This window comes from Janibacter sp. UYMM211 (assembly GCF_040547045.1).
In the GTDB taxonomy this organism is placed as follows: domain Bacteria; phylum Actinomycetota; class Actinomycetes; order Actinomycetales; family Dermatophilaceae; genus Marihabitans; species Marihabitans melonis.
On record NZ_JBEPOY010000008.1, the window covers coordinates 13,296 to 39,219 of the forward strand.

Annotated in this window: 25 protein-coding genes, 1 tRNA gene and 1 other RNA gene; 22 read left to right on the plus strand and 5 right to left on the minus strand. The window is 73.4% G+C overall.

Annotated features, from left to right (window positions below):
* The first annotated feature begins 33 nt into the window (after nucleotides 1–33).
* The 18 genes from ABIB53_RS15945 to rnpB all read left to right on the plus strand — a co-directional run bounded on the left by ABIB53_RS15945 (nucleotide 34) and on the right by rnpB (nucleotide 13,921).
* Complete coding sequence (locus ABIB53_RS15945) at nucleotides 34–534, plus strand: PH domain-containing protein (RefSeq protein WP_229300926.1); 501 nt, start codon at nucleotides 34–36, stop codon at nucleotides 532–534.
* Nucleotides 531–2,039, plus strand: coding sequence for a PH domain-containing protein (locus tag ABIB53_RS15950; protein ID WP_354588889.1), 1,509 nt, complete (start codon nucleotides 531–533; stop codon nucleotides 2,037–2,039). Before ABIB53_RS15945 ends, ABIB53_RS15950 begins: the two co-directional genes overlap by 4 nt.
* 51 nt (nucleotides 2,040–2,090) lie before the next feature.
* Nucleotides 2,091–2,504, plus strand: coding sequence for a DUF3052 domain-containing protein (locus ABIB53_RS15955; protein WP_123090809.1), 414 nt, complete (start codon nucleotides 2,091–2,093; stop codon nucleotides 2,502–2,504).
* On the plus strand, nucleotides 2,501–3,010 hold the full coding sequence (locus ABIB53_RS15960) for a peroxiredoxin (RefSeq protein ID WP_354588890.1): 510 nt from the start codon (nucleotides 2,501–2,503) through the stop codon (nucleotides 3,008–3,010). The genes ABIB53_RS15955 and ABIB53_RS15960 overlap by 4 nt, the downstream gene beginning before the upstream one ends.
* A gap of 74 nt (nucleotides 3,011–3,084) precedes the next feature.
* Nucleotides 3,085–3,579: a ferric reductase-like transmembrane domain-containing protein gene (locus ABIB53_RS15965; RefSeq protein WP_354588891.1), complete on the plus strand. Its 495-nt coding sequence runs from the start codon at nucleotides 3,085–3,087 to the stop codon at nucleotides 3,577–3,579.
* Nucleotides 3,531–4,496, plus strand: coding sequence for a ferric reductase-like transmembrane domain-containing protein (locus ABIB53_RS15970; RefSeq protein ID WP_354588892.1), 966 nt, complete (start codon nucleotides 3,531–3,533; stop codon nucleotides 4,494–4,496). Before ABIB53_RS15965 ends, ABIB53_RS15970 begins: the two co-directional genes overlap by 49 nt.
* 43 nt (nucleotides 4,497–4,539) lie before the next feature.
* Nucleotides 4,540–4,983 carry an FMN-binding protein gene (locus ABIB53_RS15975; protein WP_354588893.1) on the plus strand — a complete coding sequence of 148 codons (444 nt, stop codon included), beginning with the start codon at nucleotides 4,540–4,542 and terminating at the stop codon, nucleotides 4,981–4,983.
* The gene (locus tag ABIB53_RS15980; RefSeq protein WP_354588894.1) at nucleotides 4,980–5,756 is read left to right on the plus strand and encodes an FAD:protein FMN transferase; all 777 of its coding nucleotides are present in this window, start codon (nucleotides 4,980–4,982) and stop codon (nucleotides 5,754–5,756) included. Before ABIB53_RS15975 ends, ABIB53_RS15980 begins: the two co-directional genes overlap by 4 nt.
* A gap of 41 nt (nucleotides 5,757–5,797) precedes the next feature.
* Complete coding sequence (locus ABIB53_RS15985) at nucleotides 5,798–6,769, plus strand: isopenicillin N synthase family dioxygenase (RefSeq protein WP_354588895.1); 972 nt, start codon at nucleotides 5,798–5,800, stop codon at nucleotides 6,767–6,769.
* Nucleotides 6,770–6,835: 66 nt separating this feature from the next.
* Nucleotides 6,836–6,908, plus strand: a tRNA-Val gene (locus ABIB53_RS15990).
* Nucleotide 6,909: 1 nt separating this feature from the next.
* Nucleotides 6,910–7,764 carry a Nif3-like dinuclear metal center hexameric protein gene (locus ABIB53_RS15995; RefSeq protein ID WP_123090804.1) on the plus strand — a complete coding sequence of 285 codons (855 nt, stop codon included), beginning with the start codon at nucleotides 6,910–6,912 and terminating at the stop codon, nucleotides 7,762–7,764.
* Nucleotides 7,761–8,507, plus strand: coding sequence for a zinc ribbon domain-containing protein (locus tag ABIB53_RS16000; protein WP_123090803.1), 747 nt, complete (start codon nucleotides 7,761–7,763; stop codon nucleotides 8,505–8,507). Before ABIB53_RS15995 ends, ABIB53_RS16000 begins: the two co-directional genes overlap by 4 nt.
* Nucleotides 8,507–9,682 (plus strand): bifunctional RNase H/acid phosphatase, encoded by a 1,176-nt coding sequence (locus tag ABIB53_RS16005; RefSeq protein WP_354588896.1) that lies wholly within the window; start codon nucleotides 8,507–8,509, stop codon nucleotides 9,680–9,682. The genes ABIB53_RS16000 and ABIB53_RS16005 overlap by 1 nt, the downstream gene beginning before the upstream one ends.
* Nucleotides 9,682–10,245: a hypothetical protein gene (locus ABIB53_RS16010; protein ID WP_123090801.1), complete on the plus strand. Its 564-nt coding sequence runs from the start codon at nucleotides 9,682–9,684 to the stop codon at nucleotides 10,243–10,245. Before ABIB53_RS16005 ends, ABIB53_RS16010 begins: the two co-directional genes overlap by 1 nt.
* 44 nt (nucleotides 10,246–10,289) lie before the next feature.
* A complete protein-coding gene (locus ABIB53_RS16015; RefSeq protein WP_123090800.1) occupies nucleotides 10,290–10,703 on the plus strand; it encodes a rhodanese-like domain-containing protein in 414 nt (137 codons plus the stop codon).
* A 3-nt stretch (nucleotides 10,704–10,706) separates the two neighbouring features.
* Entirely contained in the window at nucleotides 10,707–11,933 is a 1,227-nt protein-coding gene (locus ABIB53_RS16020) for an O-succinylhomoserine sulfhydrylase (RefSeq protein WP_354588897.1), read from the plus strand.
* Between the two features lie 25 nt (nucleotides 11,934–11,958).
* A complete protein-coding gene (locus ABIB53_RS16025) occupies nucleotides 11,959–13,404 on the plus strand; it encodes a ribonuclease catalytic domain-containing protein (RefSeq protein ID WP_354588898.1) in 1,446 nt (481 codons plus the stop codon).
* A gap of 157 nt (nucleotides 13,405–13,561) precedes the next feature.
* Nucleotides 13,562–13,921, plus strand: an RNA gene (gene rnpB, locus ABIB53_RS16030) — RNase P RNA component class A.
* Nucleotides 13,922–14,159: 238 nt separating this feature from the next.
* Here rnpB and ABIB53_RS16035 read toward each other — a convergent pair.
* The 3 genes from ABIB53_RS16035 to map are packed head-to-tail and all read right to left on the minus strand — an operon-like array spanning nucleotide 14,160 to nucleotide 17,134.
* Nucleotides 14,160–15,428: an APC family permease gene (locus tag ABIB53_RS16035; RefSeq protein WP_354588899.1), complete on the minus strand. Its 1,269-nt coding sequence runs from the start codon at nucleotides 15,426–15,428 to the stop codon at nucleotides 14,160–14,162.
* 43 nt (nucleotides 15,429–15,471) lie between these two features.
* On the minus strand, nucleotides 15,472–16,224 hold the full coding sequence (gene ppgK, locus ABIB53_RS16040) for a polyphosphate--glucose phosphotransferase (RefSeq protein ID WP_123090796.1): 753 nt from the start codon (nucleotides 16,222–16,224) through the stop codon (nucleotides 15,472–15,474).
* A gap of 31 nt (nucleotides 16,225–16,255) precedes the next feature.
* The gene (gene map, locus ABIB53_RS16045) at nucleotides 16,256–17,134 is read right to left on the minus strand and encodes a type I methionyl aminopeptidase (RefSeq protein ID WP_354588900.1); all 879 of its coding nucleotides are present in this window, start codon (nucleotides 17,132–17,134) and stop codon (nucleotides 16,256–16,258) included.
* A 47-nt stretch (nucleotides 17,135–17,181) separates the two neighbouring features.
* Between map and ABIB53_RS16050 the strand changes: the two genes are divergently transcribed.
* The gene (locus ABIB53_RS16050; protein WP_225985042.1) at nucleotides 17,182–17,385 is read left to right on the plus strand and encodes a methionine aminopeptidase; all 204 of its coding nucleotides are present in this window, start codon (nucleotides 17,182–17,184) and stop codon (nucleotides 17,383–17,385) included.
* A 77-nt stretch (nucleotides 17,386–17,462) separates the two neighbouring features.
* Here the strand turns inward: ABIB53_RS16050 and ABIB53_RS16055 are convergent, their stop codons facing one another.
* Nucleotides 17,463–18,089: a class I SAM-dependent methyltransferase gene (locus tag ABIB53_RS16055; protein WP_354588901.1), complete on the minus strand. Its 627-nt coding sequence runs from the start codon at nucleotides 18,087–18,089 to the stop codon at nucleotides 17,463–17,465.
* Between the two features lie 32 nt (nucleotides 18,090–18,121).
* Nucleotides 18,122–19,009: a 3-methyl-2-oxobutanoate hydroxymethyltransferase gene (gene panB / locus ABIB53_RS16060; RefSeq protein ID WP_354588902.1), complete on the minus strand. Its 888-nt coding sequence runs from the start codon at nucleotides 19,007–19,009 to the stop codon at nucleotides 18,122–18,124.
* 187 nt (nucleotides 19,010–19,196) lie between these two features.
* Between panB and ABIB53_RS16065 the strand changes: the two genes are divergently transcribed.
* The 3 genes from ABIB53_RS16065 to ABIB53_RS16075 all read left to right on the plus strand — a co-directional run bounded on the left by ABIB53_RS16065 (nucleotide 19,197) and on the right by ABIB53_RS16075 (nucleotide 25,924).
* Nucleotides 19,197–21,527 (plus strand): immune inhibitor A domain-containing protein, encoded by a 2,331-nt coding sequence (locus tag ABIB53_RS16065; RefSeq protein WP_354588903.1) that lies wholly within the window; start codon nucleotides 19,197–19,199, stop codon nucleotides 21,525–21,527.
* A 96-nt stretch (nucleotides 21,528–21,623) separates the two neighbouring features.
* Complete coding sequence (locus ABIB53_RS16070; protein ID WP_191563426.1) at nucleotides 21,624–22,952, plus strand: glutamine synthetase family protein; 1,329 nt, start codon at nucleotides 21,624–21,626, stop codon at nucleotides 22,950–22,952.
* Nucleotides 22,952–25,924: a bifunctional [glutamine synthetase] adenylyltransferase/[glutamine synthetase]-adenylyl-L-tyrosine phosphorylase gene (locus tag ABIB53_RS16075; RefSeq protein WP_354588904.1), complete on the plus strand. Its 2,973-nt coding sequence runs from the start codon at nucleotides 22,952–22,954 to the stop codon at nucleotides 25,922–25,924. The genes ABIB53_RS16070 and ABIB53_RS16075 overlap by 1 nt, the downstream gene beginning before the upstream one ends.

The window sequence follows — 25,924 nt, forward strand, 5'->3', positions numbered from 1 at the left end:
GGTCACATTCCGGGGTGGTGGTTGGATGAGCGCATGACGGAGCAGCCGCCCGCCCTGGACCTCTACGACGACGGCGCGGTGCGCTGGGCGCGGGTCGACCCGGGCCTGGCGGGGGTGCGTCGGGTCGCCACCTCCGTCGTCCTCGCCCCCCTGACGCTCGCCGCGGTCGTCGTCGCCGCGACGGTGTGGCGGTGGGCTGCCGTCCCGGCCGTCGTGCTGCTCCTCCTGTGGGCCTGGGCGTGGTGGCTCGTCGGCCGCCAGGTGAGCGCGATGAGCTATGCCGAGCTGCCCGACGAGCTGGTGATCCGCAAGGGACGGATTGTCCGCACCCTCGTGACGATCCCCTACGGCCGCATCCAGTACGTCGACGTCGAGGCGGGCCCGCTGCTGCGTCGTGCCGGTCTCGCCGAGGTCGAGGTGCACACCGCCAACCCCCAGAGCGCCGGGTCGATCCCCGGCCTGCCCGAGCCGGTCGCCCACCGGCTGCGCGAGAGCCTCAGCTCGCTGGGCGAGAGCCGCCGGGCGGGGCTGTGAGCGCCCCGCCCGAGCCGGGCTGGCAGCGCTTCCACCCCCTCTCCCCGCTGCTGCGCGGCGGGCTGCTCCTGCTCGCCGTCGTCGGCTACCTCGCCAGCCAGCTCGTCGAGGACCTCCTCGGCGGGGTCACCGGCCGGGCCGAAGGGGGACCAGAGGGCGGCGGGTGGGAGGCGTCGGCGGGGGAGCACCCCCTCCTGGCCGTCGCCGCGGTCGCCCTCGTCGTCCTCGGCGTCGTCGCCGTGGCCGCGGCGTCGTGGTGGTTCACCCGCTACCGGCTCGGCCCGAGCACCATCGAGCTCACCCAGGGCGTCCTCTTCCGCCGCCACCGCCAGGCCCGATACGCGCAGATCCAGGCCGTGAGCACGACCCAGCCCCTCCTCGCCCGGCTCGTCGGGCTCGCCGAGGTGCGGGTCGAGTCCGCGGGCGGCGGAGACTCGCACATGTCGCTCGCCTACCTCGACCGGCGCTCCGCCGCCGTGCTGCGCGACCAGCTCCTCGGGCTGGCCGAGCGCGCCGGCGCCGACCCGGTCGGCGCGGGGGCCGACGGGGACGCCCGGGACGAGAGCACGGAGGTCTCGCCCGACGGGCTCGACCGCTCACCCGCGGCGGGTCCCCCTTCGCCGGCGGGACCACCGCCGCCCCCGGTCGTCTCGATGCCCTTCGGCCGGCTTCTCGCCTCAACCGTGCTCACGCTCGACACCCTCGTCATCACCGTGCTCGTCGTCCTCGGCCTGGGCGTCGGGGCGCTCTTCGGGCAGGTCGCGGTCACCGGCTTCGTCGTGCCGCTCCTGCTCTACGTCGTCGGCAAGGTCCGGCGCCTGCTGACCTGGGGCAACCTCACGATGCGGGTGAGCGGTCGCACCCTCGCCTCGCAGCACGGGCTCACCGAGCTCGCGACGTCGACCGTGCCGCTGCACCGCGTGCAGGCGGTCGAGCTCACCCAGCCGCTGCTGTGGCGTCGCCCCGACTGGTGGTCGGTGGCCGTCAACATCGCCGGGGTCAAGGTCGGCGGCGACACCGTCGTCGAGGAGGGCGTCATCGTCCCGGCGGCCAGCCGGGCCGAGGCCGAGCGTCTGCTCGCGGTGCTCTCGACGACGATGGACACGACCCCGGCCCGCTCGGTGATGCGCGACGGGCTGCCGCCCGAGGCCGTCGGCTGCCCGCCCTCGGCCCGGCTGCTCGACCCGTGGGCCTGGCGGCGGCGAGGTGTCCTGCTCGCCGACGAGGTCGCCGTCGTGCGCAGCGGGCGGCTCGCCCGCGTCGTCACCGTCGTGCCTTGGGGGCGCATCCAGTCCGTCGAGGTCTCGCAGGGCCCGCTCGCGCGCCGGCTCGGGCTGGCCGACGTGCGGCTCGTCTCGACCGTCGGGGCGGTGCGCCCGCTCGCCCAGCACCTCGCCGCCCGGGACGCGCAGGAGGTAGCCGAGGAGATGCGCGCTCGCTCCCGCGCGCGGCGCGCCGGGCCAACTCCGAGCGCCCCTAGCCGACCCTTGCCATCCGGGTCGTGATTGGGTGGACTTGATGACAGACATCACGCGAAGCACGAGAGGTGGTACGAGGTGAGCGGGGAGAGCGCCACGAGCGCCGTCAGCCGACTTGGTCTGGAGCACGACCAGGTGATCCAGGAGTTCGGCTGGGACGAGGACATCGACGAGGGCTTCCGGGCCTCGGTCGTCGAGGTCGTCGGGGGAGAGCTGGAGGACGAGGACTACACGGGTGTGGTCGACCACGTCCTCATGTGGTGGCGTGACTCCGACGGCGACCTCACCGACGCGCTCGTCGACACGCTTGGCACCCTCGAGGAGGGCGGCAGCATCGTGCTCGTCACCCCCACCTCCGGGCGGCCCGACGAGGTCGACGCGACGGAGATCGAGGAGGCCGCGAGCACGGCCGGTCTGCACACCTCGGGCACGACGAAGTGCGGCCCGGACTGGGTGGCCACCCGGCTCGTGTCGCCCAAGGGCGGGCGATGAGGCGGCACCAGCCCGTCCCCGCGCCCACGAGGAGCGCCCACCCGCCGGCGGTCGGCGACCTCGCCCCGGATCTCGCCCTGCGCGACCAGAACGGCGCGAGCGTGCGCCTGTCGCAGTTCGCCGGCGAGAAGAACGTCCTGCTCGTCTTCTACCCCTTCGCCTTCTCCGGCATCTGCACGGGTGAGCTGAGCGAGATCCGCGACGACCTCGGCTCCTTCGTCACCTCCACGAGCGAGGTGCTTGCCATCTCGTGCGACCCGATGTTCAGCCTGCGCGCGTGGGCTGACCAGCAGGGCTACTTCTTCCCGCTGCTCTCCGACTTCTGGCCCCACGGCGAGGTCGCCCGCAGCTACGGCGTCCTCGACGAGAAGGCCGGCATGGCGGTGCGCGGCACCTTCCTCGTCGGCCGGGACGGTCGCGTCGTGTGGTCCGGCGTCAACGAGCAGGGCCAGCGCCGCGACTTCGCCCGGGTGCGCGCGGAGGTCGCCGCGCTCGACCGCGTCTGACCTGACGCAGACCCACACGGGCGGCGAAGGGGGAGCACAGCCGGGCCACAGGGTCTGCGTCGACCCTCGGTGAGGTGAGCGCACCGACCCTGCCCGTCCCGGCACCCCCTCTGCCCGTGCCCGCACCCGTGGCCCGGCGGTCCGGCCCGCCGCGCTGGTGGCGTGCTGCGACCGCGACGGCGGCCTGGGGGGTCGTCGTCGCCGTGTGCGCCCTGTGGGCGTACGGCGGCGGTCTGCGCGAGCTCGGCGACCTCGGCAGCGCCCTCGTCTCCCTCGGCCGGCTCACCGGCCTCGTCGCCTCGGCGCTCCTCCTGCTCCAGGTCGTGCTCATGGCGCGGGTGCCCGTCGTCGAGCGGGCGTGGGGGCAGGACGCGCTCGCCCGGGCGCACCGCGTCGTCGGCTTCTCCTCCTTCGTCCTGCTGTGGGTGCACGTCGTCCTCATCAGCGCCGGCTACGCCGCGCGCGCTCCCCGCTCGGTCTCCTGGGCACGCTTGCCGACCTCGTCCTCGACTACCCGGGCATGCTCCTGGCGCTCGCCGGCACCGTGGCCCTCTGCCTCGTCGTCGTGACCTCCCTCGCCCGCGCCCGGCGCCGGCTGCGCCGGGAGTCGTGGCACCTGCTGCACCTCTACGGCTACCTCGGGGCGGGCCTGGTCCTGCCGCACCAGCTGTGGACGGGCGCGGACTTCCTCGGGTCCCGGCTCGCGACGGTCGTGTGGTGGGGGCTGTGGGGAGCGACGGCCGGTGCCGTGCTCCTGTGGCGGGTCGCCGTGCCGCTGCACCGCTCGCTGCGGGCCCCCCTTCGTGTCGTCGACGTCGTCCCGGCCGGCCCGGGCGCCACGACGGTGCGCGTCGGCGGCCCCGGTGTCGCGGCGCTGCAGGCACGGGGCGGTCAGTTCTTCCAGTGGCGCTTCCTCGGTGCGCCGGGGTGGACCCGCGCGCACCCGTATTCGTTGTCGGCCGCCCCCGGTCGCGACACCCTCGAGGTCACGGTCGCCCACGTCGGCGACGGGTCGGCCGCGGTCGCCGACCTGCGGCCCGGTGCCCGGGTGCTCCTCGAGGGCCCCTACGGCCGTCTGCACGACGGCGTCAGGACCCGCCCGCGGGTGCTCCTCATGGGGTCGGGCGTCGGCGTCGCACCGCTGCGCTCGCTGCTCGGCGACCTCGGCGACGACGTCGAGGACGCCGTCCTCGTGCACCGCGTGCGCACCCCGCACGACGCGCTCGTCGCGCAGAGCGCACGGACCGCGGAGGCCGTCGGCGCGCGCTACGTGACCCTCGCCGGTCGTCGCGCGCCCGGCAGCTGGCTGCCGCTCGGGGCGACCTCTCTCGACGACGCAGCGGCCATCGCCCACCTCGTGCCCGACGTCGCGTCGCGCGAGGTCTACCTGTGCGGGGCGCCGGGGTGGACCGACGCCGTCGTCGCGGCGCTGCGCGCCCTCGGCGTGCCCGACGACGCGGTCCACCGCGAGAGCTTCGAGCTGTAGAGCCCCGCACGTGCGGCCCGACCACCCATCACGAAGGAGCGAGATGCGACGCATCGTCATCTGGTCCGCGAGCACGCTCGGCGCGCTGCTCGTCCTGCTGTCCTACTCGACGTCGACCGGCCGGGCGGCCACCCACATCAACTCGCCGGCGGTGGCCGGAGCCGCCCCGGCCGCGGGCGCCACGACCGGCTCCGCGGGGTCGAGCGGGGCAGGCACGACGTACACCGGAGATGTCATGAGCACGCAGTGGGGGCCGGTCCAGGTGCAGATCACCGTCTCCGGCGGGCGGGTCACCTCCGCCGACGCCGTCCAGGTGCCCACCGGCAACCCGCGTGACGAGCAGATCAACGGCTACGCCGTCCCCGTCTACGAGTCCGAGACCGTCACCGCCCAGAGCGCGGACATCGACGCCGTCTCCGGGGCGACGGTGACCTGGCAGGGGTACACGGGATCCCTGCAGTCGGCCCTCGACGAGGCCGGGCTGTGACCGCCACGCCGGTGCGGCCGTGGGCGCCGCCGGGACAGGCTCGTCGCTCGTGGGTCGAGCAGGTCATGGGCATGCCCGTGTCGGTGGCCGTGCGCGGGCCCGTGCACCTGCTCGACGGCGCCGCCCCGCACGTCGAGCAGGTCTACGCCCGGCTGCGCCGCGTCGACCGGGTCTTCTCGACCTACCGGGACGACTCCGACCTCGTGCGGGTGCGGCGCGGCGAGATCGGCCTCGACGAGGCCCACCCGTGGCTCGCCGAGGTGGCCGACCTCTGCGCGCGGGCAGAGGACGTCACGGACGGTCTCTTCAGCGCCCGGGCGCCGGCTCCTGGAGGGGGCCGGGTCTTCGACCCGACGGGCCTGGTCAAGGGGTGGGCCGTCGCCACCGCCTCCGAGCAGCTGCGTCTCGTCCCCGGGGTGCAGCACCTCGTCGACGCCGGGGGCGACGTCGTCGCCGGCACGGGCACCGGCCTCGCCGGTCCGGTCCCGCCGTGGCGGGTGGGCATCGAGGACCCGGCCGACCGCACCCGGGTGGCCCGGGTCGTCGAGGTGGCCCGCGGCGCGGTGGCGACGTCCGGTGCGGCGGCCCGGGGGGACCACGTCTACGACCCGAGGTCGGGGACGGCGATCTCGCCGGCCGGGTCGGCGAGCGTCGTCGGGCCGGACCTGCTGTGGGCGGACGTGTGGGCGACGGCCGCCTACGTCGACCCCGTCGCCGTCTCCGCCCTGCTGCCGCGTCGCGCACCGGGGTACGAGCTCGTCGTGCTCGGCTGAGCGGTACGCCGCGCGTCGGGCGGCGCGGTAGCCTCCCCGCCATGAGCGAGCACATCCTCGAGGTCGACCTGGCAGCCTTCGAGTCCGGGGACGCGCAGCGCGCCCGGGCGGTCGTCGAGGGGATGATGACCTCGCTGGAGACCGGCTTCGTCTTCGTGCGCCACGACCTGTCCGAGGACCTCGTCGACGAGGCCTACGGGATGCTCGAGGAGTTCTTCACCCAGGAGCAGGAGAGCAAGGACCGCTTCGTCGCGCCCGGCACGCACGGCCAGACCGGCTACACCGGGCTGCTCGTCGAGACCGCGGCCAGCGCCGACGTCGCGGACTGGAAGGAGATGCTCAACTGGGGCCGCGACATCCCGGCCGGGCACCCCCTTCGCACCCGCTACCCGCACCGCTACCACGACGCCGTCCTCCCCGAGGCAGCCGTCCCGGGCATCACGAAGGCCCTCACCACCTTCCACGACGAGGTCGCCGACCTCCAGCGGCGCATCCTGCGGATCATCGCGACCGGCATCGGCGCGCACGCCGACTACTTCGAGCGGATGCTCGTCGACGGCCCGACGCTCTCGCGCGCGATCCACTACCCGGCGATGGAGTCCGCACCCGAGCAGCCGCACGTGTGGGCGGCCGAGCACGCCGACATCAACCTCATCACCGCACTGCCCCGTGCCACGGCCTCCGGGCTGCAGGTCAAGCTCAAGGACACGGGGGAGTGGATCGACGCCGTCGCCCCCGAGGGCGGGGCGATCATCAACACCGGGCTCATGCTCGAGGTCGTGACGAACGGCCTCGTCGAGCCGGGCATCCACCGCGTCGTCGCAGCGCCGGGCCAGAGCGGCGACCGCTACTCGGTCGTGCAGTTCTGCCACCCCACCCCGTGGACCGTGCTCAGCCCGGTCGCCTCGACGATCACGCCGCAGACGCCCCAGCGCTTCAGCCCGGTCTCGGCGGCCGACGCGCTCGACCTCGTGCTCTACGAGATCAACCTCATCGAGGACGCGCGCTCCTGAGTGCGCGGCGGGGTGCGCCAGCCCTGCGAGAATGACGTCCGTCCCCCGCACCGCGTGGGCGGGCAGGGGCCTGTAGCTCAGCTGGCAGAGCGCCACGTTTACACCGTGGATGTCGTCGGTTCGATCCCGGCCGGGCCCACATGAGCATCACCCTCGGCGACGTCGTCGCCGCCCTCGAGCAGCTGTACCCGAGCTCGGGGGCCCAGTCCTGGGACCAGGTGGGTCTCGTCACCGGTGACCTCGCGCAGCCCGTGCGCCGCGTCCACGCCGCCGTCGACCCGACCCTCGCCGTCATCGCCGAGGCCCGCGAGCTCGGCGCCGACCTCCTGCTCACCCACCACCCGCTCCTCCTGCGCGGCATCCACTCCGTCGCGACGACGACGGCGAAGGGGGAGAGCGTCACCTCGCTCGTCGTCGGCGACGTCGCGCTCTACGTGGCGCACACGAACGCCGACGTCGCCGACCCCGGGGTCAACACCGCGCTCGCGCAGGCGTGCGGCCTCACGCGATGGGGCCCGCTCTCGGTCGAGGAGGGCCAGCCCCTCGGTCTCGTCGGCGACCTCGACGACGCCGTGGACCTCGCGACCTTCGCCGGTGACCTCGCGGGGCGCCTACCCGCAGCCGCCGGGGGCGTCCGGGTCGCCGGGCCGCCCGACGCGGCCGTGCGCCGCGTCGCGCTGCTCGGCGGGTCCGGTGACGGGCTCTTCGACGCGGTCCGGGCGAGCGGGGCCGACGTCTACGTCACCGCCGACCTGCGCCACCACCCCGCCCTCGAGGCGCGCGAGGAGGCGCGGGGAGGCACGCCCTACCTCGTCGACGCCGGCCACTGGGCGACGGAGTCGCTGTGGCTGGAGCGCGCGACGCGCGACCTGCTGCGGGTGCTGCAGGAGCACGGCCACGACACGACTACCGTGGAGACCCACGTCAGCACCCTGCGCACCGACCCGTGGACCTTCACGGTCGGTGCCACCGGCCCCGAAGGAGCCCCCCAGTGAAGGCCGACCCCACCGTGCAGCTGCGGCTGCTCGACCTGCAGCAGCTCGACACACGCCTCTCGCAGATCGCGCACGCCCGGGCCCGCATCCCCCAGCAGGCCGAGCTCGAGGCCGCGCACGCCCGTCTGGGGAAGGTCCAGGACGCCGTCATCATGGCGCAGACCCAGGTGAGCGACGTCGAGCGCGAGCTCGCGCGGGCCGAGGGCGACGTCCAGCTCGTCCGGGACCGGGCGACCCGGGACCGCTCGCGGCTCGAGTCCGGCCAGGGCAGCGCGAAGGACCTCCAGGCCCTCCAGCACGAGCTCGAGTCCCTCGCCCGCCGCCAGGCCACGCTCGAGGACGTCGAGCTCGAGGTCATGGAGCGCGCCGAGGAGGTCCGCGCACGTCTCGACGACGCGACCGCCCAGGTGCCCGCCGCGGAGGCCGAGGTCACCCGGCTCACCGACGAGCTCGCCGCCGCGCGGGCCGACCTCGACGCCCAGGAGCGCGAGGTGAGCGCACCGCGCGCGTCGATCCTTGCCGAGATCGACGACCCGCTGCTCGCCCTCTACGACCGCGTCCGGGCGCAGAGCGGTGGCCTCGGGGCCGCCCCGCTGCGGGCTCGACGATGCGGCGGCTGCCAGCTCGAGCTCAACCCCGTCGAGCTCAACCGCATGGCCGCGGCGCCGGAGGACGAGGTGCTCCGCTGCGAGGAGTGCGGGCGCATCGTCGTGCGCACCGACGAGTCCGGTCTGCCCGCCTGATGGGTCGACGCCTCCGGGTCGAGGCCGACGGCGGCTCGCGCGGCAACCCCGGTGTGGCCGGGTACGGCGCGCTCGTGCGAGACCGCGCGTCCGGCGCGTTGCTCGTCGAGCTCGCCGCCCCGCTGGGCAAGGCCTCGAACAACGTCGCCGAGTACCGCGGGATGATCGCCGGGCTCGAGGCGGTGCTGCGCATCGACCCCTCGGCCGACGTCGAGGTCGCGATGGACTCCAAGCTCGTCGTCGAGCAGATGAGCGGGCGGTGGAAGATCAAGCACGCCGACATGCGTGCGCTCGCCCTCACCGCCCGCGACCTGCTCGCCGACATCACGCAGGCCGGCGGCTCGGTGCGCTTCACCTGGATCCCGCGCGCGCAGAACGGCGACGCCGACGCGCTGTCGAACCGGGGCATGGACGGCGACCACGTCGCCGACTGGCACGACGGCGCTGCGTCCGAGGACGTCTCGGCGAGCGCGCAGGCGCCCGACGCCGGGGTCGGCCTGTCCCCGGAGGACCTCGAGCCGACGAAGGACACCGACCAGCTGCCCGTGCGCCCGCCCCGGCGCGAGGGCGAGCCGACCCGCGTCGTCCTCGTGCGGCACGGGGTCACCGACTTCACCCTCGAGGCCCGCCTCGACGGTCGCGGCGGGGCCGACCCCGCGCTCGCGCCGAGGGGCCACGAGCAGGCGCAGGCCGCCGCCCGGGGCGTGCGCGCCCTCGTCGGCGACGCCGAGAGCGTCGTCATCAGCTCCTCGCTGCGGCGGGCCCGTGAGACCGCCGAGCACGTCGCCGACGCGCTCGGCGTCACGCCGGTGCAGGTGGCGGACTGGGACGAGCAGTCCTTCGGCGAGTGGGACGGCGCCTCGGTCGGCGAGCTCGTCGCCGCGGACGCCGCGGGCTTCGCCGCGCTGCGCGACGACCCCGCCTTCGCCCCGCCCGGCGGGGAGAGCCACGAGGAGCTGACGACGCGCGTGCTCGCCGCCTGGGAGGCCGTCGTGGCCCGCGGGGACACCGTCGTCGTCGTGTGCCACCGCAAGCCGATCCTCGTCGTCCTCGCGCACGTGCTCGGCATCCCGCACGACCGGATCTGGCGTCTCGCCGGCGCCCCGGGCTCGCTCACCGCCGTCGAGGCCTGGCCCGGCGGCGAGGCCGTCGTCGCCTTCACCAACCGCACGTAGTGGTCGAGCTCATCGGCGCCGGCGACGTCCCCGGCTGGCTGCAGACCTCCGGGCTCGTCGGGGCCGTGGCCTTCGGGCTGCTCTCGGCCTTCATCCCGCCGCTCAACGCCGAGGTGTACGCCCTCGCGCTGCCGCTCGTCTTCCCCGAGACCTGGCACTGGCACATCCTGCTCATGACCGCCGGCTTCATGGTGGGCAAGGTGAGCCACTACGTCGCCGCCGACCGCGGGATGGCTCTCTTCGCCCGGCGTCGTGCGCGACGGCAGAGCGTCGTGCCCGACGACGACCCGCAGGGGCGACCCCCGGACGAGGGCTGGACGGCCGTGGTCAAGCGGGTCCTCGCGCGCTGGACGAGCCGGGCCATCGACACCCTGGAGCGTCCCGTCCTCGGCCCGCTCGTCGTCTTCGTCTCCGGGCTCACCGGGATCCCTCCCTTCGCCGTCATCACGGTGGCCGCCGGTGTGCGTCGCAGCGGCCTCGTCCGCTTCGCGACCTTCGGCACCCTCGGGTGCCTCGTGCGCTTCCTCGGCACGGCCTTCCTCGTCTCCCGCGCCGCGGGCTGACACGCCTCCGCGGGACGCCGCGGGGCTGGTCTAGGGTGCGCCGCATGACCTACGCCGGTGATGTCACGCCCGAGCAGACCTGGGAGGCGCTGCGCTCCCAGCCCGACGCCGTCCTCGTCGACGTGCGCACCCGCGCCGAGCTGACCTTCGTCGGCCGGCCCGACCTCGCCGAGCTCGGCCGCCCGCTCGTCGCGGTCGAGTGGACCCGTTTCCCCGGGGGCGAGCGCAACCCCGACTTCGTCGCCGAGCTCGACCAGCTCGGCGTGCGCCGCGACCAGCCGGTGTACTTCCTGTGCCGCTCCGGGGTGCGCTCCGTGGCAGCGGCCGACGAGGCCACCGCTGCCGGGTGGGACGAGGCGTACAACATCCTCGACGGCTTCGAGGGCGGCGTCGACGACGCCGGCCGCCGCACCCTCGCCGGGTGGAAGGTCGCCGGGCTGCCCTGGCGCCAGGACTGACCCGTGACGCACGACCTCGGCCCCGGCAACCCCCAGCCCTACCTCGACCCCGCCGGTCTCGACCCGCGCACGCTCTCCGTGCGCGGTGGTCAGGCCCGCAGCGCCTTCGACGAGACCGCCGAGGCGATGTACCTCACCTCCGGCTTCGTGTACGGCTCGGCCCGAGAGGCCGAGGCCGCCTTCTCCGGCGAGCGCAGCAAGTTCGTCTACTCGCGCTACGGCAACCCGACCGTCGCGATGTTCGAGGAGCGACTGCGGCTCCTCGAGGGAGCCCCCGCCTGCTACGCGACGGGGTCGGGCATGGGCGCGGTCTTCACCGCCCTGGGCGCGCTGCTCGGCGCCGGCGACCGGGTCGTCGCCTCTCGTGGGCTCTTCGGATCGTGCTTCGTCATCCTCGACGAGATCCTCCCGCGCTGGGGCGTCGAGACCGTCTTCGTCGACGGGCCCGACCTCGAGCAGTGGCGCGAGGCGCTGGCGCAGCCGACGACCGCCGTCTTCTTCGAGACGCCGAGCAACCCGATGCAAGAGCTCGTCGACATCGAGGCCGTGTGCGAGCTCGCACACGCCGCGGGGGCCCAGGTCGTCGTCGACAACGTCTTCGGCACCCCCGTCTTCTCCCGCCCGCTCGACCACGGCGCCGACGTCGTCGTGTACTCGGCGACGAAGCACATCGACGGGCAGGGCAGGGTGCTCGGCGGCGCGATCCTCGGGCCGCAGGAGTACATCCACGGGCCCGTCGAGCAGCTCGTGCGGCACACCGGCCCGAGCCTGTCGCCCTTCAACGCCTGGGTGCTGCTCAAGGGCCTGGAGACGATGGACCTACGGGTGCGCGCGATGGCGTCCTCCGCCCTCGCCGTCGCGGAGCACCTCGACGCGCACCCCGGTGTCGTCTCGACCGTCTACCCCTGGCTGCCCTCGCACCCCCAGCACGACCTCGCCCGCCGGCAGATGAGCGGGGGCGGCACGGTGGTGACCTTCGAGATCGGTGGGGGCAAGGACGACGCCTTCGCCGTCATGGACGCGCTGCGGCTCGTCGACATCTCCAACAACCTCGGTGACAGCAAGTCCCTCATCACCCACCCCGCGACGACGACGCACCGGCGGATGGGCGAGGAGGCGCGCGCCGCGATCGGCATCACCGACGGCACCCTGCGGGTCTCGATCGGTCTCGAGGCGAGCGCCGACCTCGTGGCCGACCTCGACCAGGCACTGCGCAGCACGTCGTCCTGAGCGGACCCGTCCTAGGGTGAGCCGCATGGGTACCCACCGCGTCCTCGGCCTGCGCGACCGCTCGACGGGGGAGCCCGATCCCGACCTCGTCGCCCGCTTCGCGGCGATCCGCGCCGAGCTCGAGGTGCCCGAGGACTTCCCGCCCGAGGCGGTCGCCGAGGCGCGGCGCGTCGCGGAGCAGCCGCTGTCGCTGCCCGGGCGCGACGAGACCGCGCTGCCGCTGCTGACGATCGACCCTCCCGGCTCGATGGACCTCGACCAGGCGATGCACCTCGAGCGCGACCGGCAGGGCTACCGCGTGCGCTACGCGATCGCGCACCTCGTCTCCTTCGTCGAGCCCGGTGGCGCGATCGACGCCGAGGCACGGCGCCGGGGCCAGACCATCTACGCCCCGGACGAGCGGGTGCCGCTGCACCCGCCGGTGCTCTCCGAGGGGGCTGCCAGCCTGCTGCCCGGTCAGGCCACGCCGGCGTACCTGTGGGACATGCGCCTCGACGAGACCGGCGAGGTCACCGCTGTCGAGCTCTACCCCGCGATGGTCCGCTCGGCCGACCGCCTCGACTACGAGGGCGCCCAGGAGCAGCTCGAGACCGCCGAGCCCGACGAGCGCCTCGTCCTGCTGCGCGAGGTGGGAGAGCTCCGGATCGCCCTCGAGCAGGCCCGCGGCGGGGCCACCCTGCCGATGCCCGAGCAGGAGGTGGAGCGCGCCGAGGACGGCTCGTACAGCCTCCAGCTGCGCCCGCTCCTCGCCATCGAGGACTGGAACGCGCAGATCTCGCTGATGACCGGCATGTGCGCCGCCCGGCTCATGCTCGACGCCCGGGTCGGGATCCTGCGCACGATGCCCCCGCCGGACGAGCGCGCGCTGCGTCGTCTGCGCGCCGCCGCCCGGGCGCTCGGCGTGCAGTGGCGCGACGACGTGCCCCACGGCGAGATGCTGCGCTCGCTGGACCGCACGGACGGGCGTCATCTCGCGCTCATCCACGAGGCCACATCGCTCTTCCGCGGGGCGGGGTACACCGCCTTCGACGGCGAGCTGCCCGAGCACACGGAGCAGTCGGCCATCGCCGCACCCTACGCGCACGTCACCGCGCCGCTGCGCCGGCTCGTCGACCGCTTCGGCCTCGCCGTGTGCGCCGCGGTGAGCGCCGGCGAGGAGGTGCCGGCCTGGGCCCGCGACGCGCTCCCGCAGCTGCCGGAGGTCATGGCGGCCTCCGACCGCCTCGCTGGCGCCGTCGAGCGCGCGAGCACCGACGCCGTCGAGGCCGCCGTGCTGCGCGGACGGGTGGGAGAGGAGCTCACCGGCGTCGTCGTCGAGGTCGACGAGGACAAGGAGCGCGTCGAGCTCCAGCTGAGCGAGCCCCCGGCGATGGCCCGGGCCTCCGGCCGCGCCGAGCTCGGCTCGCAGGTGACCGTGCGGGTCGTCGCTGCCGACGTCGCCGCCGGCACCGTCGACCTCGTCGTCGTCTGACCCCCGTCACCTCGCCGGTCGCCCCAGCTTTCCCGCCCTGGGCGGGAAAGCTCGACCTCGGGAAGGGACATTGCCTTCCCGAGGTCGAAGGTTCCTTCCCGAGGTCGTGGCCGGGGGCGAAGGGGGAGCCCGCAGGAGCCGTATGCTGTCCCGCGGATGAGTCAGCCGGGCGGCCGCGGCAGCGATGTCGAGGAAAGTCCGGGCTCCGCAGGGCGAGGTGGTGGCTAACGGCCACCCGGGGCGACCCGCGGGACAGTGCCACAGAGAGAAGACCGCCGGTGCTCGCACCGGTAAGGGTGAAAGGGTGGTGTAAGAGACCACCAGCGGGCCGGGTGACCGGTCCGGCTAGGTAAACCCCACCTGGAGCAAGTCCAGACAGTGCGCGCCCGAGGGCTGCCCGCCCGAGCGCACGGGTAGGACGCGACGAGGTCGTCGGTGACGACGGCCCCAGATGGATGGCCGCCCATCCGCCCCTCGGGGCGGTGGACAGAACCCGGCTTACAGGCTGACTCATCCCCCTTCGGGGTCGGCGGACGTCGACGCCTCGCAGAAGTCTGGACAGGTCTTTGCCAGTCCCGCCACGGGGCGGCTTGTCTGTCCCCATGACCTTCGGACTCGCGATCGCCGTGCTGCCTCTCGTCGTCGTCATGGGTGCCTGCGTCTCGGTGCTCATGGGCAAGACCCCGCTCGGTCGCTGACCAAGCGCGGTCGGCGCGTCACTGCGCCGGCCGCCGCCGGACCAGGACTGCCCGGCCTCAGCCGCCGTCGGGCACGTCGTGCCGGGCCACGTGGCGGAACCACCCGACCGCCGCACCGACGGCGAGCACCGCCGCCCCGACGACGACGCTCTGCACCGGCAGGCACAGCGCGACGACGACGCAGCCGACGAGGCCGCCGACCGGGACGACCCGCAGGGCCGCCGAGCCCGGGAGGGTCAGCGCGCTGGCGTTGGCGATCGCGTAGTAGGTGAGCACGCACACGCTGGAGAAGCCGATGACGGCGCGCACGTCGAAGAGGACGACGAGCAGCAGCACGACGACGGCCACGGTGATCTCCGCCCGGGCGGGGACCCCCTTCGCGTCGACGAGCGCCAGCCCACGGGGCAGGTGGTGGTCGCGCGCCATCGCGAGCACGGTGCGCGAGACACCCAGGAGGAGCGCGAGGAGGGCTCCGCCGGCGGCGACGCCGGCGACGACGCGCAGCACCGGCCCCAGCCACGGCAGACCGGAGATCTCGGCAGCCTCGGCGACGGGGGAGACCCGCGCGCTGAGCCAGTCGGGACCGACGGTGAAGAGGAAGGCCGAGGCGACGAGCAGGTAGACGACCGTCACGACGCCCAGCGACAGGGCGATCGCCCGGGGGAGCGTGCGCTCGGGGTCGCGCACCTCCTCGCCGAGCGTGGCGACCCGGGCGTACCCGGCCATCGCGAAGAAGAGGAATCCCGCGCCCTGGACCGCCCCGAGGAGCCCCGGCTCGCTCTCGCGGGCGGGCAGGTCGGACAGGATCGCCGGGGGCGAGGCGAGCATGACGGCGACGAAGCCGAGCAGCGCGACGAGCACGAGCGCGACGACCGCTGCCGCGACCCTCGCGCTGCGCTGCACGCCGGCGAGGTTGAGCGCCAGCACCGCGAGGACGACGAGGACGGCGAGCACGGCCTGCTGGTCGGGCATGAGGTACGCGCCCACGGTGAGGGCCATCGCCGCGCAGGACGCCGTCTTGCCGGTGATGAAGGCCCACCCGGCCAGGTGCCCCCACGGCACCCCGAGACGCTCCCGGCCGTAGACGTAGGCGCCGCCGGACGTCGGGTAGCGCGCGGCGAGCCGAGCACTGCTGTGGGCGTTCGCCCCGGCGACGAGGACCGCGATCGCCAGCGCGACGAGGAGCAGGTCCCCGGCCGCGCGGGCCGCCGGCGCGAAGGCGACGAAGACCCCTGCGCCGAGCATCGCGGCGAGCCCGACGACGACCGCGTCGCCGAGCCCGAGGCTGCGCCTCAGCGTCTGGTCGTGACCTCCGGTGGCTGCCATGGCTGCTCGAGGTGCCGTGCCCCTCGGGGGGACGACGGCGGCCTCAGGCGTTCGCCGCCAGGTAGGCCGCGCCGATGATGCCGGCCTTGTTGCGCAGCTTCGCCGGGACGATCTCGGTGCGGATCTCGAGGAGCGGCAGGAAGTGGTCGGCGTGCTTGCTCACGCCACCGCCGACGACGAAGAGGTCGGGCCACAGCAAGTCCTCGACGACGCGGTAGTAGCGGGTGAGGCGCTGGGCCCACTGCTCCCAGTCGAGGTCCTCGCGCTCGCGGGCGCTGTCGGCGGCGCGGGTCTCCGCGTCGTGCCCGTCGATCTCGAGGTGGCCGAGCTCGGAGTTGGGCATGAGCTGCCCGTCAAGGAGCACGGCCGAGCCGATGCCGGTGCCGAGCGTCGTGAGCACGACGAGCCCGTCGTGCTTGCGCGCCGCGCCGAAGTGCCGCTCGGCGACCCCGGCCGCGTCGGCGTCGTTGACGATGACGACATCGCGGCCGAGCCGCTTCTCGAAGAGCGCCTCGGCGTCGACGTCCACCCACGAGGGGTCGATGTTCGCGGCGCTGCGCGCGACGCCGTGGGTGACGACCGCGGGCAGCGTGATGCCGACCGCCGCGTCCTTCTTCAGCCCGAACTGGGAGACGATCTCGGCGACGACGTCGCACACCGCGTCGGGTGTCGCGACGTCGGGCGTCGGGATGCGCAGACGGTCGTCGGCGAAGGCGCCCTTGCGCAGGTCGACGGGGGCTCCCTTGATGCCGGAGCCGCCGACGTCGATGCCGAGGGCGGTGCTCGTCGTGGCCATGTGATCTCGCTTCTCGTGCGCGGTCAGGGGGTCAGGGCAGGGTGAGGATCTCGGGGCCGTCCTCGGTGATGAGGACGGTGTGCTCGAACTGCGCCGAGCGACGCAGGTCCTTCGTCGCGACGGTCCAGCCGTCCTCCCACATCGTCCACTCGTGGGTGCCGAGGTTGAGCATCGGCTCCACGGTGAAGGTCATGCCGGGCTCGATGACGGTGTCGTAGCCGGGGGCCGCGTCGTAGTGCGGGATGACGAGACCGGAGTGGAAGGCGCTGCCGATGCCGTGGCCCGTGAAGTCGCGCACGACGCCGTAGCCGAAGCGGGCCGCGTACTTCTCGATGACCCGGCCGATGATGTTGACCTGGCGGCCGGGCACGGCCGCGCGGATGCCGCGCATCATCGCCTCGTGGGTGCGCTCTACGAGCAGGCGCGACTCCTCGTCGACCTCGCCGACGAGATAGGTCGCGTCGGTGTCGCCGTGCACGCCGTCGAGGTAGGCCGTGATGTCGATGTTGACGACGTCGCCGTCCTGGAGCGGGCGGTCGTCGGGGATGCCGTGGCAGACGACCTCGTTGACCGAGGTGCACAGCGACTTCGGGAAGCCGCGGTAGCCCAGGGTCGAGGGGTAGGCGCCGTGGTCGAGGAGGTACTCGTGGCCGACGCGGTCGATCTCGTCGGTCGTCACGCCCGGGGCGATGACCTCGGCGGCGGCGGCCATGGCCCGCGCGGCGAGCCGGCCGGCCACGCGCATCCGCTCGATCGTCTCGGCGTCCTTGACCTCGGGGCCGGTGTACGGCTGGGGCGCGGGGCGGTCGACGTACTCGGGACGGGCGATCGAGGCCGGGACGGGTCGGCGGGGCGAGACCGTGCCGGGTCGGACGGGCGCGGCGGGGCTGGCAGGTGCTGCTCCGGGCATACGGTGGAGTCTAGGCATCTCGTCGGCGACGCAACGGCGAGGCCGCCATGTCTGCGCAGAAGGAGCTGTCGATGACCTACTGGTACAACATCGAGTCCGGCCAGGTGGAGCCCGACGAGAGCAAGTCCGCGGGTGAGAACCTCATGGGCCCGTACGACACCGAGGAGCAGGCCCGCAACGCCCTCGCCTCGGCCGCCGAGCGCACCGCGCAGTGGGACCAGGAGGACGAGGAGTACGAGGAGGGCCGCTGAGGCCCGTCTCGTGCCGTCGAAGGGGGAGCCACCCGCCGCAGCGGGTGGCTCCCCCTTCGCCGTGCTCGGAACAGACCTCAGCTGCGCCGGTGGAGGGCGAGGCAGTAGGAGCCGTCACCCGGCCACGCCTGGGCGTCCCACCCGGCGTAGCGGCGCACGAGGGAGAGCCCGGCGGCGAAGGTCGCGCGCTCGTAGGTCTGCCACGAGACCGGTGCGGCCGCGGCGGGCTCGTGCCCGGGCAACGACCACCCGGCGACGAGGACGCCCTCGGGGGTGAGGTGGCCGCGCAGGTGGCGCAGGACGTCGACGAGCGTGCCGTCGGCGAGGTAGGGCACGACGTTGCCCGCCATGAGCACGACGTCGAAGGTCTGGCCGCGCAGCTCCAGCGAGGCGAGGTCGGCCCGCACGAAGCGGGTGACGTCGTCTCGCTCGCGCGCCACCTCGACCATGTCGCCGTCGGCGTCGACCCCGACGACGTCGTGGCCCAGGCGGGTCAGCTCGGAGGCGACGCGCCCGGTGCCGCAGCCGGCGTCGAGGACCCGGATGGGGGCGGGCAGCAGCTCGTGGACGAAGCGGGCCTCGCCGTGGATGTCGACGCCGCGCTCGACGAGCGCGTCGAAGCGGCGCTGGTAGGCGGTGGCCGCGTCGATGCCGCCGCTCACCTCGGACCAGCGGGTGCGGATCTCGGGCAGCTCGTCAGGCATCGACGTGGAGCCCTCGAGTCGGGATGCGTGCATCACGCATCGAAGGAGTGCTCCGCGGCGGGGAAGGTGCCGGCCTGGACCTCACGGGCGAATTCGCCCGCAGCGCGGGAGAGCTCGCCGCGCAGGTCGGCGTACTTCTTGACGAAGCGGGGCGCCTTGCCCCCGTGCAGGCCGGCCATGTCCTGCCACACGAGCACCTGGGCGTCGCACGACGGGCCGGCGCCGATGCCGACGGTGGGGATGCGCAGCTCCTCGCTCACCCGGGCGGCGACGGGCGCGGGCACCATCTCGAGGACGACGGCGAAGGCCCCGGCGGCCTCGACGGCGCGGGCGTCGGCGAGCGTGCGCTCGGCCTGCTCCTCGCCGCGGCCCTGGACCCGGTAGCCGCCGAGGGTGTGCTCGCTCTGCGGGGTGAAGCCGATGTGCGCGCACACCGGGATGCCGCCGCGCACGAGGCGCTCGATCGTCGGTGCCATCTCGACCCCGCCCTCGAGCTTGACGGCGTGCGCGCCGCCCTCCTTCATGAAGCGGGCGGCCGTGAGGTAGCCCTGCTCGGGGGAGGCCTGGTAGCTGCCGAAGGGGAGATCGGCCAGGACGAGCGCGCGCGTCGCGGCGCGGGAGACGGCCCGCGTGAGGAAGACCATCTCCTCGACGCTCACCGGCAGCGTCGTGTCGTAGCCGTAGACGTTGTTGCCGGCCGAGTCGCCGACGAGGAGCACCTCGATGCCGGCCTCGTCGAAGATCTCCGCCGTGTACATGTCGTAGGCGGTGAGCATGCTCCAGCGATCGCCACGGTCGGTCATCGCCTGCAGGTGCGGGATGCGCACGCGGCGCTTGCCGGCGGCGGCCGGGGCGGTGCCCCCGCCGTACGGGGCGGTGGTCTCGCCGGGTGCGTCCTGGGCGTTCGGGCTCGAGGGCATGGCGTCAGCCTAGGGGGTCGCCCCGACGGGCCAGGATGACCGCTCGGCAGTCAGTGCACGGACTGCAAGAAGTAAGGATTCCTCCAAGAAGATCTCGGATCTCTTCCGGACGGCCGGACGGCTTGCTCAACTACGAGGACCGTCACGCGGCACCCCTGAGCCGCTCGTCCACGAAAGAAGTCCCCTAGTGAAGAGACGTCACAGCACAGCTCTGGCCGGGATCGCCACCTCGGCCCTGGTCTTCACCCTCGCCCCCACGACCGCGACCGCGACCGCCGGTGCGAGCGAGGTCCCGCCCCAGGACGGGACCAGCAAGAACGTCCAGCAGGACGACAAGCCCAACCCGCTGGGCGACGCGCAGCGCCGCCTGCGCGAGGACGCCGTCGACAAGCTCGTCAAGGGCGAGGCCGACGTCGTCACCCGCGGCGGCAAGAAGGTCATCGAGCTCAAGGGCGCGAAGGACGGCAAGGGCAACCGCAAGAAGAGCAAGTACGTCGAGTACGACGTCAACCGCGAGGCCTCGGTCTTCACGGTCCTCACCGACTTCGGTGACAGGGTCAGCTCGCCCCAGGGCGGCGCCCCGGGCCCGGTGCACAACCGGATCCCGAAGCCGGACCGCAACTGGAACAACGACGCCACGGACAACAACTCGACGATCTGGCAGAGCGACTTCGACCAGGAGCACTACCAGGACCTCATGTTCGCCGAGGGCAAGGAGTCCTTCCGCGACTTCTACCTCAAGCAGTCCAACGGTCGCTTCAGCACCACCGGTGACGTCTCCGACTGGGTGAAGGTGCCCTACAACGAGGCGCGCTACGGGCACAACCCCGTCAAGGGCGACGGCACCTCCGAGGCCGACGGCTACTGGAACTACGTCAAGGACACCGCGCAGGCCTGGTACGACGACCAGGTCGCCCAGGGCAAGAGCCTCGAGGAGATCAAGGCCTACCTGCGCACCTTCGACCAGTGGGACCGCTACGACCACGACGGCGACGGTGACTTCGACGAGCCGGACGGCTACATCGACCACTTCCAGGCCATCCACGCCGGTGAGGGCGAGGAGGCCGGCGGCGGCGCCGAGGGCGAGGACGCCATCTGGAGCCACCGCTGGTACGCCTACTCCAACCTCGCGGGCAAGGCCGGTCCCTCCGGCAACCTCCTCGGTGGTGTCCCGATCGGAGACTCCGGCCTGTGGATCGGTGACTACACCACCGAGCCCGAGAACGGCGGCCTGGGTGTCTTCACCCACGAGTTCGGTCACGACCTCGGTCTGCCGGACCTCTACGACACCGCTGGTGGCGACAACGGCACCGGCTTCTGGTCCCTCATGTCCGCCGGCAGCTGGCTCAACGACGGCACCGAGGACATCGGCTCCAAGCCCGGCTACATGGGCGCGTGGGAGAAGCTGCAGCTCGGCTGGCTCGACGTCCAGACCATCGACCCGTCGAAGAAGCGGGTGACCACGGCCAAGCTCGGCCCGGCCGACCGCGACGACAAGAAGCGGCCGCAGGCGCTGTCCGTCCTCCTCCCGGAGAAGACGAACACGACGGAGTACAACACCCCGCACTCCGGCTCCATGCAGTGGTGGGGCGGCTCGGCGGACGACCTCAACAGCACGCTGACCCGCAGCATCGACCTCACCGGCAAGAAGACCGCCTCGGTCTCCGCCTGGACCTGGTACGACATCGAGGAGGGCTACGACTTCCTCTACGGCCAGGTGAGCACCGACGGCGGCGCGACGTGGACCGACACCGGCAGCCCGATCAGCGGTGTCAGCCGCTCGTGGACCCAGAAGACCTGGGACCTGTCGAAGTGGGCTGGTCAGAAGGTCGACTTCCGCTTCCGCTACGCCACCGACGGCGGCGTGCACGAGGACGGTCCCTTCCTCGACGACATCACGGTGACCGCCGACGGCGCGACCCTGCTCTCCGACGACGTCGAGTCCGGTGACAACGGCTGGACCGCCAAGGGCTTCGAGCGCATGGACGGCACGACGACCGAGACGGTCCAGAGCTACTACCTCGCGGAGAACCGCGTCTACAGCGGGTACGACAAGTACCTCAAGACGGGCCCGTACAACTTCGGCTGGTCCTCGACCAAGCCGGACTGGGTGGAGCGCTTCCCGTACCAGAACGGCCTGCTGGTCTGGTACATCAACAACGAGTACACCGACAACAACACGAGCCAGCACCCCGGCTACGGCCAGGTCCTTCCCGTCGACGCCCGGCCCACCCCGGTCACGTTCTCGGACGGCTCGCTCCTGGGCAACCGTCGTCAGCCCTTCGACGCCACCTTCGGCCTCGAGCGGACCGACCCGGTGACCTTCCACAAGAACGGCACGGCGACCTCGCTGCGCTGGCAGGCGGCCATCCCGAAGTTCGACGACACGAACGTCGACAAGTACTGGTCGGCGAAGAACCCCCAGGGCTCGACGAAGGTCGCGGGCTCCGGGACGACGATCGAGGTGCTCTCCGGCACCGGCGACAACATGCAGGTCCAGGTCTCGCGCAAGAAGTGAGCCCGGCCCGGCGTGCCTGACGCCACCCCCGACGGCGCCCGCCGTGACCCGCGTGGTCACGGCGGGCGCCGTGCGTCCATGGGGCAGGATGGGGCCATGGATCGCCAGCAGGAGTTCGTCCTTCGCACCATCGAGGAGCGCGACATCCGCTTCGTGCGGCTGTGGTTCACCGACGTCCTCGGGACGCTGAAGTCGGTCGCCATCGCCCCCGCGGAGCTCGAGGGTGCCTTCGCCGAGGGGATCGGCTTCGACGGCAGCGCCATCGAGGGCTTCACCCGCGTGTACGAGGCGGACATGCTGGCCAAGCCCGACCCCTCGACCTTCCAGGTCCTGCCGTGGCGCGGCGAGCGCCCCGGCACCGCGCGGATGTTCTGCGACATCACCCTGCCCGACGGCAACCCGGCGCTGGCCGACGCGCGCTACGTCCTGCGACGCACGCTCTCGCGGGCCGCGGACATGGGCTTCTCCTTCTACACCCACCCCGAGATCGAGTTCTTCCTGCTCAAGTCCGGCTCCGGGGCCCCCGAGCCGGTCGACCAGGGCGGGTACTTCGACCACGTGCCGAAGGGGACGGCGCACGACTTCCGTCGCGCGGCCATCACCATGCTCGAGCAGGTGGGCATCTCCGTGGAGTTCAGCCATCACGAGGGCGCCCCGGGGCAGAACGAGATCGACCTGCGCTACGCCGACGCGCTGTCGACGGCCGACAACATCATGACCTTCCGCACCGTCATCAAGGAGGTCGCCCTCGAGCAGGGCATCTACGCGACCTTCATGCCCAAGGTCTTCGCCGACCACCCGGGCTCGGGCATGCACACCCACATGTCGCTCTTCGAGGGCGACTCCAACGCCTTCTACGAGCCCGGCGCGCCGTACTCGCTGAGCAAGACCGGGCGGCAGTTCATCGCCGGCCTGCTCACCCACGGACGCGAGTTCACCCTCATCACCAACCAGTGGGTCAACAGCTACAAGCGGCTGTGGGGCGGCGGCGAGGCACCGGCGCACCTCACCTGGGGCCACAACAACCGCTCCGCGATGGTCCGCGTGCCGATGTACAAGCCGAACAAGGCCAACAGCAGCCGGGTCGAGGTGCGCACGCTCGACGCCGCGTGCAATCCCTACCTCGCCTTCTCGGTGATGCTCGCCGCGGGGCTCAAGGGGATCGAGGAGGGCTACGACCTGCCGGCCGAGACCGAGGACGACGTCTGGCAGCTCACGGACCGCGAGCGTCGCGCCATGGGCATCAAGCCCCTGCCCGCCTCGCTCTCGGAGGCGATCGACGCGATGGAGTCCAGCGAGCTCGTCGCCCAGACCCTGGGGGAGCACGTCTTCGACTTCGTCCTGCGCAACAAGAAGCAGGAGTGGGACGACTACAGGCGCCAGGTCACCCCCTTCGAGCTCGAGCGCCTGCTGCCTCGCCTGTGATGGCGCCCGGGCGACGAGAGCCGTCGAGCCTGGCCCGGCGCGGCCTGGTCGACGCGGAGCGTGCTGAGCAGCTGCTCGCCGACCCCGTGCTCACCGAGCTCGAGGGCTGCCGCGACGCGCTCGTCGACACGCTGTCTCGCTGTGCCGACCCAGACGCCGCGCTCCTCGGCCTGGTGCGCCTCGTCGAGGCGGCCGCCCAGCAGGGCGAGGACGGACTGCTCGGCGCCCTGTGCGCCGACGACCGGGCCCGACGTCGGGTCCTCGGGGTCCTCGGTGCGTCGACCGCCCTCACCGACCACCTCGTCGCGCACCCTGGGCACTGGCACGCGGTCGTCGAGGCCGAGGGGCTCGACCCCGCAGCCCGAGCCGGGGCGATGATCGCCGCCGTGCGCGACCCGGGTGACCTCGAGCCCCAGGACGCGCTGCGCGTCGAGTACCGGCGTCAGCTCGTCGCCATCGCCGCGCTCGACGTCACCTCCGGCGACCCCGTCTCGGAGCTGCCGGTCGCCGCCGCCGCCCTCGCAGATCTCGCCGGCGCTGCGCTCGAGGCCGCGCTCGTCATCGCCCAGGACGAGCTGCCCGACGAGGCGGCAGCGGCCCGGCTCGCGGTCATCGGCATGGGCAAGGCCGGCGGCCGAGAGCTCAACTACATCTCCGACGTCGACGTCATCTTCGTCGCCGAGGCCGCCGAGGGGCACGACGAGGGCGAGGCGATCGCGGCCGCGACCCGGCTGGCCAGCCGGCTGATGTCGGCCTGCGCCGCGTCGACCGCGCACGGGTCGTTGTGGCCCGTGGACGCCAACCTCCGGCCCGAGGGCGCTCAGGGTCCGCTCGTGCGCACGGTGGCCAGCCATCGCACCTACTACCAGCGGTGGGCCAAGACCTGGGAGTTCCAGGCGCTGCTCAAGGCCCGCCCGATGGCCGGGGATCCCGAGGTGGGCGCCGCCTACCTCGACGCCATCTGCCCTTTCGTGTGGCAGGCGAGCTCACGAGAGGACTTCGTCGACGACGTGCAGTCCATGCGGCGCCGGGTGGAGGACCACATCCCCAGCGGCGAGGCCGCGCGCCAGCTCAAGCTCGGTCCGGGCGGGCTGCGGGACGTCGAGTTCAGCGTCCAGCTGCTGCAGATGGTCCACGGGCGCACCGACGAGACGCTGCGCTCGGGCACCACTCTCGACGCGCTCGCCGCCCTGTCCCGGGGCAGCTACGTCGGGCGACGTGACGCATCGACGCTCGACCACGCGTACCGGACCCTGCGCACGCTCGAGCACCGGATCCAGCTGCGCCGGATGAGACGCACCCATCTCATGCCCACCGGGGCCACCGACCTGCGCCACCTCGGCCGTGCCCTGCGCATCTTCTCCGAGCCCGAGAAGGGCGTCACCGCGCTGCGCTCGGAGACCTCGCTCGAGGTGCGCCGCCTCCACCAGCGGCTCTTCTACCGCCCGCTCCTGTCGGCCGTGGCCCGCCTCTCCGACGACGACGTGCGCCTGTCGCCCGAGGCGGCGCGCGAGCGCCTGCTCGCGCTGGGGTACCGCGACCCGGCGGGCGCCCTGCGGCACATCGAGGGGCTCACCGGGGGCGTCTCGCGCAGCGCCTCCATCCACCGCCAGCTGCTGCCGGTCATGCTCGAGTGGTTCGGCGAGGAGGCCGACCCCGACGCCGGGCTGCTCGCCTTCCGCAAGGTGAGCGACGCCCTCGGCACGACCCCCTGGTACCTGCGTCTGCTGCGCGACGAGGGCACCGCGGCCCGCACCCTCGCCCGGGTGCTCGGGGCGAGCCGCTTCACCGGCGACCTGCTCCTCGCCAGCCCGGAGGCCGTGCAGATGCTCGGCGAGAGCGGCGGGCTCGTCCCGCGCTCGCGCGAGGACATCGAGCGCCGGATGCGGGCCGCCGCCGGCCGCAAGGACGAGCTCGAGAGCGCGATCTCCTCGATCCGGGCGATCCGACGCGCCGAGTTCTTCCGCGTCGCCGTCGCTGACCTCACCGAGCAGATCGGGCTCGACGACGTCGGGCGGGCCCTCACCGAGCTCACCTGCGCCACCCTCGACGCCGCGCTCGGCGTCGTCGGGCCGGCCGTCGAGGCCGAGCTCGGCCGACCGCTCGGCACCGACCTGCTCGTCGTCGGCATGGGCCGCCTCGGCGGGCGCGAGGTCGGCTACGCGAGCGACGCCGACGTCCTCTTCGTCCACGACCCCCACGACGGGGTGGCGGACGCCGAGGCCCAGGAGGCGGCGGCCGCCGTCGTCTCCCGTCTGCGCACGCTGCTCGGCACCCCCGGCAGCGACCCCCCGCTCGGGCTCGACGCCGACCTTCGCCCCGAGGGCAAGGCCGGGCCGCTCGTGCGCAGCCTGGCGTCCTACCGCGCGTACTACGAGCGGTGGTCCGAGCCGTGGGAGGCCCAGGCGCTCCTGCGCGCCGCCCCGTGCGCGGGCGACGAGGCCCTGGGGGAGCGCTTCGTGGCGCTCGTCGACCCGATGCGGTGGCCGAAGGGGGGTCTCTCGAGCGACGCGGTGCGCCAGGTGCGGCGGCTCAAGGCGCGCATGGAGGGCGAGCGCCTGCCGCGCGGCGCCGACCGGCGCACCCACTTCAAGCTCGGCTACGGCGGGCTGTCGGACGTCGAGTGGACGATCCAGCTCCTCCAGATGCAGCACGCCCACGAGGTGGCCGGCCTGCGCACGACGCAGACCCTGCCGGCGATCGCGGCAGCGGTCGAGGCCGGTCTGCTCGAGCGCGCCGACGCCGACGCGATGCGCGAGGCGTGGTCGATGGCCTCGCGGCTGCGCAACGCGGGGATGCTGCTGCGCGCCCGGCCCGTCGACTCGGTGCCGTCGAACCTGCGCGAGGCCGACGGGGTCGGCCGGATCGTCGGCATGCCGCCGCAGTCCGGGCTCACCCTCGCCGAGTCCTACCGCCGCACGGCGCGGCACGCCCGCTCCGTCACCGACCGGGTCTTCTACGGCGAGGTCTGA

Excerpts from the sequence above, each read along its gene's own strand:
- ABIB53_RS16005 (WP_354588896.1), top strand. The coding sequence starts at position 8,507 with ATGGGTCGACGCCTCCGGGTCGAGGCCGACGGCGGCTCGCGCGGCAAC.
- ABIB53_RS15985 (WP_354588895.1), top strand. The coding sequence starts at position 5,798 with ATGAGCGAGCACATCCTCGAGGTCGACCTGGCAGCCTTCGAGTCCGGG.
- panB (WP_354588902.1), bottom strand. The coding sequence starts at position 19,009 with ATGCCCTCGAGCCCGAACGCCCAGGACGCACCCGGCGAGACCACCGCC.
- ABIB53_RS15975 (WP_354588893.1), top strand. The coding sequence starts at position 4,540 with ATGCGACGCATCGTCATCTGGTCCGCGAGCACGCTCGGCGCGCTGCTC.
- ABIB53_RS16025 (WP_354588898.1), top strand. The coding sequence starts at position 11,959 with ATGGGTACCCACCGCGTCCTCGGCCTGCGCGACCGCTCGACGGGGGAG.
- ABIB53_RS15960 (WP_354588890.1), top strand. The coding sequence starts at position 2,501 with ATGAGGCGGCACCAGCCCGTCCCCGCGCCCACGAGGAGCGCCCACCCG.
- ABIB53_RS16070 (WP_191563426.1), top strand. The coding sequence starts at position 21,624 with ATGGATCGCCAGCAGGAGTTCGTCCTTCGCACCATCGAGGAGCGCGAC.
- ABIB53_RS16050 (WP_225985042.1), top strand. The coding sequence starts at position 17,182 with ATGTCTGCGCAGAAGGAGCTGTCGATGACCTACTGGTACAACATCGAG.
- map (WP_354588900.1), bottom strand. The coding sequence starts at position 17,134 with ATGCCCGGAGCAGCACCTGCCAGCCCCGCCGCGCCCGTCCGACCCGGC.
- ABIB53_RS16055 (WP_354588901.1), bottom strand. The coding sequence starts at position 18,089 with ATGCCTGACGAGCTGCCCGAGATCCGCACCCGCTGGTCCGAGGTGAGC.
- ABIB53_RS16075 (WP_354588904.1), top strand. The coding sequence starts at position 22,952 with ATGGCGCCCGGGCGACGAGAGCCGTCGAGCCTGGCCCGGCGCGGCCTG.
- ABIB53_RS15945 (WP_229300926.1), top strand. The coding sequence starts at position 34 with ATGACGGAGCAGCCGCCCGCCCTGGACCTCTACGACGACGGCGCGGTG.
- ABIB53_RS15970 (WP_354588892.1), top strand. The coding sequence starts at position 3,531 with ATGCTCCTGGCGCTCGCCGGCACCGTGGCCCTCTGCCTCGTCGTCGTG.
- ppgK (WP_123090796.1), bottom strand. The coding sequence starts at position 16,224 with ATGGCCACGACGAGCACCGCCCTCGGCATCGACGTCGGCGGCTCCGGC.
- ABIB53_RS16035 (WP_354588899.1), bottom strand. The coding sequence starts at position 15,428 with ATGGCAGCCACCGGAGGTCACGACCAGACGCTGAGGCGCAGCCTCGGG.
- ABIB53_RS16015 (WP_123090800.1), top strand. The coding sequence starts at position 10,290 with ATGACCTACGCCGGTGATGTCACGCCCGAGCAGACCTGGGAGGCGCTG.
- ABIB53_RS15995 (WP_123090804.1), top strand. The coding sequence starts at position 6,910 with ATGAGCATCACCCTCGGCGACGTCGTCGCCGCCCTCGAGCAGCTGTAC.